The following is a 12,033-nucleotide window of genomic DNA, read 5'->3' as shown; positions in this document are numbered from 1 at the left end:
GCAGGTAGAGGTTGCGGGGGCATGGGCGACGCTAGCCGCCCGCCCGGGACACTCTTGCGGCAAAGCGCGCTCCCGATCTGCCCTACGGAAGCGTCCGGGGTGAGCGGGCGGCCGTGGCGAGACCGGCACCGCTTCGCAGGTAGATGAGGCGGCAGCGCGAGCAGGGCAGGTCGTCGTCCAGTGGGTGGCCGCAGGCGCAGATCCAGCCGCAGGGCCGGGCGGGGTTCCCGGCGACCAGTGCGTACGGCGCCACACCGCGGTGGACCACGGCGCCGATGGCGACCATCGCGAAGCGGCCGACGGCGACGCCCGGGGCCAGGACGGCTCCGGCGCCGATCGTCGCGCCCGCTGATCCACGCCATATCGACCCTTGCCAGCATCCACTTAAGGGAGATCTAGGAACTGTGAAGGTCGAAGGTGTAGTGGCAGTACGAGGTCATGTCGGGCGGTCGTATTTGGTACGCCGTCAATGACGAGAGCCGCACCATCTGGATCACACGTGCCGGCCCCGGACATCCTCGGGTCACTGAAGGCCGGTGAGAGCGATCAGCTGGGTGGGGGTGGGGCGGTGCTGCCGCGGGGGAGGAGGCGGTGGGCGGGGGTCTCCACGTCGGCGACCTCCCGCTCGCCGATCAGGTCGAGCAGCGTGCGGGCCGCGATCGCGCCGTAGGCGGGGATGTCGCGGGTGAGCGCGGTGAGCGCCGGGCGGACCACCTGGGAGACCGGGGAGTCGTCCCAGGCCACGATGGACAGCTCGGCGGGCACCTCCAGGCCCATCTCGTGCGCGGCCGACAGCCCGGCGACGGTCATGATGTCGTTGTCGTAGACGATCGCCGTCGGGCGCTCGCGGGAGCCGAGCAGCCGGCGGGTGGCGCGGGCGCCCTCCTCGCCGGTGTAGTCGGTGTGGGTGATGCTCGCGGCCAGGCCGCGCTCGGCGCACACCGCGGTGAACGCCTCGTCGCGCAGCCGGGTGTGCACCAGCCGGGGCAGCCCCGCGACCCGGGCGATGCTGCGGTGGCCGAGGGCGGCGAGGTACTCGACGGTCTCCCGGACGGCGGCGGCGTCGTCGGACCATACCGAGACCAGCGGGCCGGACTGCGAGGGGTGCCCGACCACCACCGCGGGCAGTCCCAGCTCGGCCAGGCCGGGCACCCGCGGGTCGTCCCAGTGCAGGTCGACCAGGATGGTGCCGTCCACCCGGCCCTCGCCCCACCAGCGGCGGTAGGTCTCCATCTCCTGCTCGTGGTCCGGCACGACCTGCAAGGTCAGCGCGTACGACCGGGCGGACAGCTCGCTCTCGATGCCGCTGATCAGTTCCATGAAGAACGGTTCGACGCCGAGGATGCGCGCCGGGCGGCAGACCGCGAGCCCGACGCTGTTAGCCCGGGCGCCGTTGAGCGCGCGGGCGGCGCTGTTGGGCCGCCAGCCGATCTCCGCGGCGATCGACTTGATGAGGGCCCGCTTGGCGGCGGACACGCCGGGCCGGTCGTTCAGAGCGTAGGACACCGCGACCTTGGACACTCCGGCGCGGCGCGCGATGTCGGCGATCGTCGGCCGCTTCACGGATCACCCCTCGCTGAATCGGTTCACTGAGCGCACTCCCGAGCGCACCTTACTACGCCACCGCCGCCGACGCTCCGCACCGGGTACGGACCGGGCGGCGACGGTCGAGGGCCTGACCGGCGGAGCACGTCGGGCGGGGGGCCGTCCGGCGGTGGCGGCGCCGGGAGCGGCACATCTCGAAGATGTCACGACTATTGACAGAACGGACATACGGAATTTACGTTCTGCCCTACTTATCCGGTTCAGTCGAAGCGGACTGATTCGGCCCGCCGGTGCCCCTGGTCAGCGGGGCCGGGCGCATGGTGAAGTGGTCGCAAGCCGGGAGCGTGCCCGCTGTCACAGGTGGGTTTGGGAGCGCTCCCAAGGCCCGTGGGGGTTCACCCCCACGGGCCGGTTCCATCGGGGGCGAGGAAGAACGCGGACCTCCGCCGGGAGGCGGAGGAAGAAGGAGACAACGATGCGAAACCGGGCGCGGATCCTGCTCCCGATCCTGGCGACGGCGGGCGTGCTGGCGGCCGCCGGGTGCACCGGGAGCGACTCCCCCTCCCCCCAAGGTTCCCAGGCGGCGGGCGCCCCGGCGTCCGGCGCGCCGGCCAACCCCGACTCGCTGCCCCGCAACGAGACGCTGTACACCAGCGGCGCGCAGTGGGGGCCGCCGCCCAACTTCAACCCCGTCCGCGAGTGGGACCACGCCGTCGGCGTCAAGGGCCTGGTCTACGAGACCCTGTTCCACTTCGACAGCAACACCCTCAAGCTGACCCCGTGGCTGGCCGAGAGCGGCTCGTGGACCGACGACAAGACCTACCAGGTCAAGGTGCGGTCCGGTATCAAGTGGTCGGACGGCACCCCGTTCACCGCCAAGGACGTCGCGTTCACCTACGAGCTCGGCAAGATGGAGACCAGCCCCTACCACCAGCTGTGGGACTGGCTGAAGAGCGTCGAGGCGGTCGACGACCAGAACGTGAAGTTCACCTTCTCCACCCCCAACTACCAGCAGTGGGACTTCAACCTCTTCCAGCGCACCATCCTGCCCCAGCACATCTGGAGCAAGCTGTCGGAGGAGGACGTGCTGAACGGGGTGAACGAGAACCCGGTCGGCACCGGCGCCTACAAGTTCCTCAGCCACGACCAGACCCGCGTCGTGCTGCAGCGCCGCGACGACTGGTGGGGCAAGACGGCCCTGAAGATGGAGCCCAAGCCCCGCTACATCGTCGACATCGTGAACAGCAGCAACGAGGTCGCGATGGGCCTGCTGCTGCAGAAGGGCATGGACCTCAGCAACAACTTCCTGCCCGGCATCGCCAACCTGGTGCAGGGCGGCAAGTTCGGCATCACCACCTACTACCCCGAGCCGCCGTACATGCTGTCGGCCAACACCGCCTGGCTGGTGCCCAACACCAAGAAGAAGCCGATGGACGACGCCAAGTTCCGCAAGGCGCTGGCCACCTCGATCGACACCAAGAAGATCGTGGAAGGCGTCTACGGCAACCTGGTCAAGGCGTCCGACCCCACCGGCCTGCTCCCGCAGTGGGACCAGTTCATCGACAAGAACCTCACCTCCAGCGCCGGCTTCTCCTTCGACAAGGCCAAGGCCAAGAAGATGCTGGCCGACGCCGGCTACAAGGACGGCGACGGCGACGGGTTCGTCGAGAACAAGGACGGCTCCAAGATCAGCCTGAAGCTGATCGTGCCGTCCGGCTGGACCGACTGGATGGAGGCCGCCCGGTCCATCGCGGCCAGCGCCAAGGACGCCGGGATCAACATCACCCCGGACTTCCCCGACTTCAACGCCCTGGTGGAAAAGCGCGGCAAGGGCGACTACGACCTGCTGGTCAACAACGAGCGGCAGCTGTCCAACAGCCCGTTCACCTACTACCAGTACATCTTCCAGCTCCCGGTGAACAAGGTGCAGAACACCGTGAACTTCGGGCGCTACGAGAACAAGAAGGCCTGGGACCTGGTGAACAAGCTGGACCAGGTCAAGACCGACGACGTCGAGGGCATGAAGACGCAGCTGTCGGAGATCGAGAAGATCTTCCTGGACGAGCTGCCCGCCATCCCGCTCTGGTACAACGGCCTGTGGTCGCAGACCAGCAACGCGGTGTGGAAGAACTGGCCCTCCTCGGCCGGCGGCGCGCCGAAGACCCCCGCGGTGACCTGGCGTAACTGGTGGGAGCTCGGCGGCTTCGAGACGCTGACCCAGCTGCAGCCCGCGGCCTCCTGACCGCGACCGTCACCGCCCCGCCGCCGCCCGCCCATCCGGGCGGCGGCGGGGCCTGCCCGGGAGGCCCCTCGTGCGCCGCTATTTCGGCCGGAAACTGCTCGTCTACGCGCTGACGTTCGCCGTCGCCGTCACCGTCAACTGGATGATCCCGCGCTTCATGCCGGGCGACCCGGTCGCCAGCATGCTGGCCCGGGCCAACGTGTCCCAGCCGCAGGCCGTCGAGGCCATGCGCACCTACTACACCAACCTGTTCGGGCTCGACGAGCCGCTGTGGCGGCAGTACCTGAACTTCTGGGGGGCCCTGTTCCGCGGTGACTTCGGCACCAGCATCTGGGTGTTCCCCACCCCGGTCAGCACCGTCATCATGGGTGCGGTGCCCTACACCCTGGGCCTGATGATCCCCTCGGTGCTGCTCAGCTACTTCGTCGGCAACCGGATCGGCGCCTACGCCGCCCGGCGCAAGCTGCTGGACAACACGGTGCTGCCGGTCGGCTACGTGCTGACCGCCACCCCGTACATGTGGCTGGCGGTCCTGCTGGCCTGGGGCCTCGGCGTGGTGGCCGGCGTCTTCCCGGTCGCCGGCGGCTACAGCTTCTCCATCCGGCCGAGCCTGTCGGCGGACTTCCTGCTCGACCTGCTGCACCACTGGGTGCTGCCGTTCTTCTCGCTCTTCCTGGTCGCGCTGGGCGGCTGGGCCATCGGCATGCGCAATATGATCATCTATGAGCTGGAGTCGGACTACTCCAACTACCTGTCCGCCCTCGGCGCGCCGCAGCGGCTGATCCGCCGGTACGCCTTCCGCAACGCGATGCTCCCGCAGATCACCGGCCTGGCGCTGCAGCTCGGCGTGCTGGTGGCCGGCGCGCTGGTGACCGAGATCGTGTTCGCCTACCCCGGACTCGGCAGCCTCATCCTCAAGGCGATCCAGAACCAGGACTTCTTCCTGCTGCAGGGCATCTTCCTGTTCATCGTGCTCGGCGTCCTGATCGCCAACTTCGTCATCGACATCGTCTACGTCCTGGTGGATCCGCGGACCAGGACGGGAATGGCGGGTGCGTCGGCATGACCGCTCTGCAGGAAGTCGCCACCCGCAAGCCGCCCGCCTCGGCGAGCGTCCGCCGCGAGGCGCTGTACTTCGCGCTGCGCAATCCCAAGCTGCTGATCGGCGCGGCCATCGTCCTGCTGTTCCTGCTGGCCGGCCTGGTCGGGCCGCTGCTGGTCAGCGCCACGCCCAACGAGTACGTCGGCAAGCCGATGGACCCGCCCTCGTCGGAGTACTGGTTCGGCACCACCACCTTCGGCCAGGACGTCTTCGCCCAGTTCGTGCACGGGCTGCGCACCACGTTCCTGGTCGGCGTGCTGGGCGGCGGCATCGCGGCGATCGTCGGCATGATGGTCGGCTTCGTGGCCGGCTACCGCGGCGGCCTGGTCGACGAGGTGCTCAACATGATCACCAACATCATCCTGGTGCTGCCCGCGCTGGCCGTGCTGCTGATCATCAACGCCTACCTGGGCATCCGCAGCGTCGGCGCGCAGGCGCTGTTCATCGGCCTGACCTCCTGGCCGTGGGCGGCCCGCGCCATCCGGGCGCAGACGTTCTCGCTGCGCGGCCGGGACTTCGTCGACCTGGCGCGGCTCAGCGGCGCGAACACCTGGAAGATCATCACCAGGGAGATCGGGCCGAACATGAGCTCCTACCTGCTGCTGACCTTCATCCTGCTGTTCGGCAACTCCATCCTGATCGCCTCGTCCCTGGACTTCATCGGCCTCGGGCCGACCGAGGGCGTCTCGCTCGGGCTGATGCTGCAGAACGCCAGCCAGTGGAGCGCCATGCAGCTCGGCCTGTGGTGGTGGTTCATCCCGCCCGGCGCGGCGATCACCGCCATCGTCGGCGCGCTGTACGTGGCCAACGTGGGCCTGGACGAGGTCTTCAACCCGAAACTGAGGCAGACATGAGCCTGCGGGTCACCGATCTGAGGGTGCACTACAAGACGCTGAAGGGCGACGTGCGGGCGCTCGACGGGGTCTCCTTCGACGTCGGCGACGGGGAGATCCTCGGCCTGGCCGGCGAGTCGGGCTGCGGCAAGACCACGCTGGGCAAGAGCCTGATCCGGATGGACGGCCGGATGCGCCACGTCGGCGGCAAGGTCGAGCTGGACGGCGAGGAGCTGCCCATCGGCGACGACCGGCGGATGAACCCGTTCCGCTTCCACAAGGTGTCGCTGGTCCCGCAGTACTCGATGAGCGCGATGAACCCGACCCGCAAGATCGGCCGGATGGTGGGGGAGCTGCTCCGGTCGCGCGGGGTGGCCCTCGACCAGGCCACGCTGGAGAGCCGGCTGGACCTGGTCGGCCTGCCGCGCGAGGTGCTCCAGCGCTACCCGATCGAGCTGTCGGGCGGCATGAAGCAGCGGATGGTGATGGTCATCTCCACCCTGCTGGACCCCTCGCTGCTCATCGCGGACGAGATCACCTCCGCGCTCGACGTGTCCACCCAGAAGTCGGTCGCCACCGCGCTGGCCGGCTTCCGGGAGAGCGGCGTGGTCAAGAGCATGGTGTTCATCACCCACGACCTCTCGCTCACCTACCAGATCGCCGACACGATCATGGTGATGTACGCCGGCAAGCTCGCCGAGAAGGCCCCGGCCAAGACGATGGTCGAGGCGCCCCGGCACCCGTACACCAAGCTGCTGATCGACTCGCTGCCCGAGGTCGGCGTCCGGCACACCGAGCGGCGGCTGGCCGGCATCGCCGGCAGCCCGCCGTCGCTGCTGGACCCGCCGGCGGGCTGCCGGTTCCGCGACCGGTGCCCGCTGGCCTTCGACCGGTGCGCGCAGGAGCCGCCACCGGTGGAGGTCGAGCCTGGCCACGTCGTGGCGTGCTGGAAGGCGGACGCCTGATGCTGCGACTCGACAACGTGACGAAGGTCTACAAGGTCGGCGCGTTCGGCGGCAAGACGCTGACCGCCGTCGACCGGGTCAGCTTCGACGTGCGGCCCGGCGAGGTCGTCTCGCTGATCGGCGAGAGCGGCAGCGGCAAGAGCACCCTGGGCCGGATGATCCTCGGCCTGGTCCCGGCCAGCGGCGGCTCGATCACCTTCGAGGGCACGCCGGTCAAGCCGGGCAAGGCCTACTACCGCAACGTGCAGGGCGTCTTCCAGGACCCGTTCAGCACGTTCAACCCGGTCTTCAAGGCCGACCGGGTGTTCGCGATGATCCGTGAAGCGTACTTCCCCGGGGTGGCCGACGCCGACTGGACGGCCCGGCTGCGCACCGCGCTGCAGGACGTGCGGCTCGACCCCGACCAGGTGCTCGGCAAATTCCCGCACCAGCTCAGCGGTGGCCAGCTGCAGCGCCTGCTCATCGCGCGCGCCCTGCTGCTGGACATCCGGCTGCTGGTCGCCGACGAGATCACCAGCATGCTGGACGCCTCCACCCGGATCGACGTGCTCAACGTGCTGGCCGATCTCAAGGAGCGCGGCCTCGGCGTCCTCTACATCACCCACGACCTGTCCCTCGGTCACTACCTGGCCGAGCGGACCGTCGTGCTGCGGCACGGCGAGGTGGTGGAGACCGGGGTCACCGAGGCGGTGTTCACCCGGCCGCTGCACCCCTACACCCGGCAGCTGCTGGCCGCGGTGCCCCGCATGCACGCCCCCTGGGAGGACGCCGAACCGGTCGAGACCTGCCTCTATCACAAGCACGGCGCCACCGGGCGGCTGTACGCCGCCGCGGAGGACCACCTCGTCGCCTGCGCCAGGCTGGGCGACTGCCCGAAGGAGAGCTAGTTTGAGCGTCTATCGTCCACTGCACGACGGCTGGACCCTCTCGGCCGTCGACACGGACGCCCCGATCACCGGCCGGCCCGCCGAGATGCCGGCCGGGGTGCCCGCCACGGTGCCCGGCTGCGTGCACACCGACCTGATGGCGGCCGGCCTGATCGAGGACCCGTACCTGGACGACAACGAGACCCGCCTGGCGTGGATCGGCCGCACCGAATGGGTCTACCAGACCTCCTTCACCTGGACCCCGGACCAGCACGAGCGCACCGACCTGGTCTGCGACGGCCTGGACACCGTCGCCACGGTGGTGCTCAACGGGGTGGAGGTGGGCCGCACCGCCAACCAGCACCGCTCCTACCGCTTCCCGGTCCGCCACCTGCTGCGCGACGGCGACAACACCCTCGCCGTCCGCTTCTCCTCCGCCTACGACTACGCCGAGGCCCGGCGGGCGGCCCTCGGCGACCGGCCCGGCGCCTACGACGAGCCGTACCAGTTCATCCGCAAGATGGCCTGCAACTTCGGCTGGGACTGGGGACCGACCGTGGTGACCGCGGGCATCTGGCGGCCGATCGGCCTGTCGAGCTGGTCGGGCGCCCGGCTGGCCGAGGTGCGCCCGCTGGTCACGCTGGACGGCACCGCCGGCCGCGTCGAGGTGCGCGTCCGGGTCGAGCGCACCACCGAGCGGCCGCACGAGATCACCGCCGAGGTGGCCGGCATCCAGGCGCGGGCCACCCTGGCCGCCGGCGCCCGCGAGGCGGTGCTGCGGATCGAGGTGCCCGACCCCGAGCCGTGGTGGCCGCGCGGCCATGGCGCCCAGCCGCTGTACGACCTCACCGTCCGGCTCGGCGACGACCGGTGGCACCGCAAGATCGGCTTCCGCACGGTCGAGCTGGACCGCGAGGCGTTCACCATCTCGGTGAACGGCCGGCCGATCATGGTCCGCGGGGTCAACTGGATCCCCGACGACTGCTTCCCGAACCGGGTCACTCGCGACCGGCTGGCCACCCGCTTCGCCCAGGCCACCGCGGCGAACGTCAACCTGCTGCGTATCTGGGGCGGCGGCCTGTACGAGAGCGAGGACTTCTACGAGCTGGCCGATTCGCTCGGCCTGATGGTGTGGCAGGACTTCCCGTTCGCCTGCGCCGCCTACCCCGAGGAGGAGCCGCTGCGCTCGGAGATCGCGGCCGAGGCCCGGGAGAACGTCACCCGGCTCGCCCCACACCCGAGCCTGGTGCTGTGGTGCGGGAACAACGAGAACATCGAGGGCCACGCCGACTGGGGATGGCAGGAGACGCTGGCCGGCCGCAGCTGGGGCGGCGGCCTCTACTACGACCTGCTGCCGTCGATCGTCGCCGAGCTGGACCCGACCCGCCCGTACTGGCCGGGCAGCCCCTACTCCGGCGCGCCCGACCTGCCGCCCAACGATCCCGCCCGCGGCACGATCCACATCTGGGACGTGTGGAACCACGCCGACTACAACCGCTACGCCGAGTACCGCCCCCGGTTCGTCGCCGAGTTCGGCTTCCAGGGGCCGCCCGCGTACGCCACCCTGCGCCGCGCGGTCAGCGGCGAACTGGCCGCCGACGCGCCGCTCGTCCTGCACCACCAGAAGGCGATCGACGGCAACGGCAAGCTGCTGCGCGGCCTGGGCGACCACCTGCCGGCGCCGGAGACCTTCGACGACTGGCACTACCTCACCCAGCTCAACCAGGCCCGCGCCATCGCCTTCGGCATCGGCTGGTTCCGCACCCTGGCGCCGCACTGCTCGGGCACCGTGCTGTGGCAGCTCAACGACTGCTGGCCGGTCACCTCCTGGGCCGCCGTCGACGGCGACGCCCGGCGCAAGCCGCTGTGGTACGCGCTGCGCCGGATCTACGCCGACCGGCTGCTGGAGATCCGCGACGGCGCGGTGTTCGCCGTCAACGACTCCGCCGAACCCTGGCACGGCGAGCTGTCGGTGATCCGGTACGGCCTGGGCGGCGAGCCGCTGGCCAAGGAGACCTTCCAGGTCACCGCCGAACCCCGCTCGGTGGCCCGGATCGAGCTGCCCGGGACGCTGGCCACCGCCGGCGACCCGGCCGCCGAGCTGCTGGCCGCCCGACTGGACGACCGGCGGGCGCTCGTCCTCTTCGCCGAGGACTCCCGCGTCGCCTACCCGGCCGCCGAGTTCGACGCCCGCGCCGAGCCGGCCGACGGCGGCTACCTGGTCACGGTGACCGCGCGGAGCATCGTCCGCGAGCTCGCGCTGTTCCCCGACCGGCTCGACCCGGCGGCCGAGGTGGACGACATGCTGATCACCCTGTTGCCCGGCGAGACCGCGACCTTCCGGGTGACCACCGGCCGCGAGCTGGACCCGGCCGCGCTGGTCACCCGGCCGGTGCTGCGCTGTCTCAACGAGTCCGCGCGGTGACCGGCCGGCCGGGCGGCGCGGCGCCGCCCGGCCCCCGATACGCTTGACCTCGATCCGACGAACCCGCGTCCGGCGGAGGAGCCCCACGTGCATCTGCTGACCAACCCCGTCAAGGACTACGACTGGGGGTCCCGCACCGACATCGCCGCGCTCACCGGGCGGCCGGTCCCGGCGGCCGGTCCGGAGGCCGAGATGTGGCTCGGCACCCACCCGTCGGGCCCGTCGCTGCTCGCCGGGCAGGACCGCTCGCTGCCGGAGATGATCGCCGCCGACCCGGCCGGCGCCCTCGGTCCGGCCACCCTGGACGCGTACGGCGAGCGGCTGCCCTACCTGCTGAAGCTGATCGCGGTGGCCCGGCCGCTGTCGCTGCAGGTGCACCCCACCGCCGAGCAGGCCGCCGACGGCCACGCCCGCGGGGTGTACCCCGACCCCTGGCCCAAGCCCGAGCTGGTCTGCGCGCTCACCCCCTTCACCGCGCTGGCCGGCTTCCGCCCGGCGGGGCAGGCCGCCATGCTCATCGACCGGCTCGGCGTCCCCGCGCTGCGCGACGTGGTCCGGCTGCTGGACGCCGGCGAGGTCCTGCCCGCGCTGGCCGCGCTGCTGGACGGCCGCGACGTCACCGAACAGGTCGTGTGGGCCGCCTCCGCGGTGCACCAGCCCGACTACGCGCTGGTCGTCAAGCTGGCCCGCTGCCACCCCGGCGACCCGGCCTGCCTGGCGCCGCTGCTGCTCCAGCGGCACGAGCTCGCCCCCGGCCAGGCCATGTTCCTCGGCGCCGGAGTACTGCACTGCTACGTCAAGGGCTTCGGCGTGGAGATCATGGGCGGTTCGGACAACGTCGTGCGTGCCGGGCTGACCACCAAGCGGGTCGACCTGCCCGAATTGCTGCGCGTCACCGACCCGCAGGCCGCGCCGGTGCCGGTCGAGCCCGGCGAGGACGGCGGTTACGCCACCCCGGCACCGGAGTTCCGGCTACGCCGGATCGCGGTGGACGGCGGCACCCGGCTGGCCGGGGGAGCGCCGCGCATCCTGCTGTGCGTCGAAGGGCTGCCCACCGTCGACGGAGTCGGGTTGCGGCCCGGCGAGTCGGTCTTCGTCCCGGCCGCGCACCCCGAGCTGGCCATCGCCGGCTCCGGCGTCGTCTTCGCCGCCGAACCCGGCCCGCCGCCGGCGGCCTGATCACCACCCGCGACTGCCCGGGTCCTCGGCGCCGGGCGGTCCGCCTGGGTGCCCGCGATCAGTCGCACCCTTACTGACTTGCGATTACATCGGTCGCTGTAATGGCCGGCGCGGTAGTTACAGGCGGGTTACAGCGGAACTTAAGGTCATTACAGCCATTCCGCAGGGGTTTTGCAGTGCCCCGCCGCACTCTCTTGGTGACGATCGAACGACTTCACCGAGAAGAGGATCCATGCGCACCGCACCACCCCCGAGCCTGCGCGCCGGACGGCTCGCGACCCTGGCCGGTCTGGCCGCCCTCACCGGGCTGCTGGCCCTGCCGGCGCCCGCGATGGCCGCCCCGAGCCCGCCGCCCAGCCCCCTCGCGGGCGCGGTCACCGCCGCGTACACCACCGCGCCCTGCGACCCGGCCGGGACCACCTCCACCGATGCCGCGCTCGCCACCCAGCTCAACGCGTCGCTCGGTGCCAAGATGCGTGGCTACATGTCGGCCTACCGGGTGTCCTGCGCGCGGATGGTGGTGAAGGCCGTGCAGGACCGCGGCCTGGACCTGCGCGCGGCGGTGATCGCGGTGACCACGGTGATCGTGGAGACCAGCCTCCAGAACATCAGCGAGGAGGTGGACCACGACAGCCTGGGGCTGTTCCAGCAGCGCGCCTCCTGGGGCACGGCGGCCCAGCGACTCGACCCGATCTGGGCGACCAACGCCTTCCTTAGCAAGATGCTGAGCAAGTACCCGAGCAACTCCTGGAAGACGGCGCCCATCGGCGAGGTGTGCCAGGCGGTCCAGGTCTCGGCCTACCCCGACCGTTACCAGCCGCAGGCCGCCGACGCGCAGCTCATCGTGAACGCCGTCGCCACCGCACCGCAGGGGGC

The 12,033-nt window shown here is 70.9% G+C and carries 9 protein-coding genes; 8 read left to right on the top strand and 1 reads right to left on the bottom strand.

The features are described 5' to 3' along the window. Positions 1-546: 546 nt before the first annotated feature. Positions 547-1,563, bottom strand: a complete 1,017-nt coding sequence (locus tag Sru01_RS34555; RefSeq protein WP_203994954.1) for a LacI family DNA-binding transcriptional regulator — start codon at positions 1,561-1,563, stop codon at positions 547-549. A 457-nt stretch (positions 1,564-2,020) separates the two neighbouring features. Here Sru01_RS34555 and Sru01_RS34550 point away from each other — a divergent pair, with 457 nt between their 5' ends. The 8 genes from Sru01_RS34550 to Sru01_RS34515 all read left to right on the top strand — a co-directional run. Further along, complete coding sequence (locus Sru01_RS34550; protein WP_203994951.1) at positions 2,021-3,787, top strand: ABC transporter substrate-binding protein; 1,767 nt, start codon at positions 2,021-2,023, stop codon at positions 3,785-3,787. A 70-nt stretch (positions 3,788-3,857) separates the two neighbouring features. Further along, positions 3,858-4,853, top strand: a complete 996-nt coding sequence (locus Sru01_RS34545) for an ABC transporter permease (protein WP_203994950.1) — start codon at positions 3,858-3,860, stop codon at positions 4,851-4,853. Further along, on the top strand, positions 4,850-5,743 hold the full coding sequence (locus Sru01_RS34540; protein ID WP_203994948.1) for an ABC transporter permease: 894 nt from the start codon (positions 4,850-4,852) through the stop codon (positions 5,741-5,743). Before Sru01_RS34545 ends, Sru01_RS34540 begins: the two co-directional genes overlap by 4 nt. Further along, positions 5,740-6,687, top strand: coding sequence for an ABC transporter ATP-binding protein (locus tag Sru01_RS34535; RefSeq protein WP_203994947.1), 948 nt, complete (start codon positions 5,740-5,742; stop codon positions 6,685-6,687). Before Sru01_RS34540 ends, Sru01_RS34535 begins: the two co-directional genes overlap by 4 nt. After that, positions 6,687-7,574, top strand: a complete 888-nt coding sequence (locus Sru01_RS34530; protein ID WP_203994945.1) for an ATP-binding cassette domain-containing protein — start codon at positions 6,687-6,689, stop codon at positions 7,572-7,574. Before Sru01_RS34535 ends, Sru01_RS34530 begins: the two co-directional genes overlap by 1 nt. Before the next feature lies 1 nt (position 7,575). Continuing rightward, positions 7,576-9,978 (top strand): glycosyl hydrolase 2 galactose-binding domain-containing protein, encoded by a 2,403-nt coding sequence (locus Sru01_RS34525; protein WP_203994941.1) that lies wholly within the window; start codon positions 7,576-7,578, stop codon positions 9,976-9,978. An 87-nt stretch (positions 9,979-10,065) separates the two neighbouring features. Continuing rightward, positions 10,066-11,157 carry a mannose-6-phosphate isomerase, class I gene (gene manA, locus Sru01_RS34520; protein ID WP_203994940.1) on the top strand — a complete coding sequence of 364 codons (1,092 nt, stop codon included), beginning with the start codon at positions 10,066-10,068 and terminating at the stop codon, positions 11,155-11,157. Between the two features lie 232 nt (positions 11,158-11,389). Further along, positions 11,390-12,033 (top strand): hypothetical protein (locus Sru01_RS34515; RefSeq protein ID WP_203994939.1); only part of this gene is annotated, 644 nt, incomplete at its 3' end.

Origin of the sequence: Sphaerisporangium rufum (genome assembly GCF_016863395.1) — a bacterium.
GTDB lineage: Bacteria > Actinomycetota > Actinomycetes > Streptosporangiales > Streptosporangiaceae > Sphaerisporangium > Sphaerisporangium rufum.
This window is presented reverse-complemented; position numbering and strand designations above follow the sequence as displayed.

What these genes read in the sequence shown, in the direction of transcription:
- Sru01_RS34540 (WP_203994948.1), top strand. Translation starts at nt 4,850, where the DNA reads ATGACCGCTCTGCAGGAAGTCGCCACCCGCAAGCCGCCCGCCTCGGCG.
- Sru01_RS34530 (WP_203994945.1), top strand. Translation starts at nt 6,687, where the DNA reads ATGCTGCGACTCGACAACGTGACGAAGGTCTACAAGGTCGGCGCGTTC.
- Sru01_RS34550 (WP_203994951.1), top strand. Translation starts at nt 2,021, where the DNA reads ATGCGAAACCGGGCGCGGATCCTGCTCCCGATCCTGGCGACGGCGGGC.
- Sru01_RS34535 (WP_203994947.1), top strand. Translation starts at nt 5,740, where the DNA reads ATGAGCCTGCGGGTCACCGATCTGAGGGTGCACTACAAGACGCTGAAG.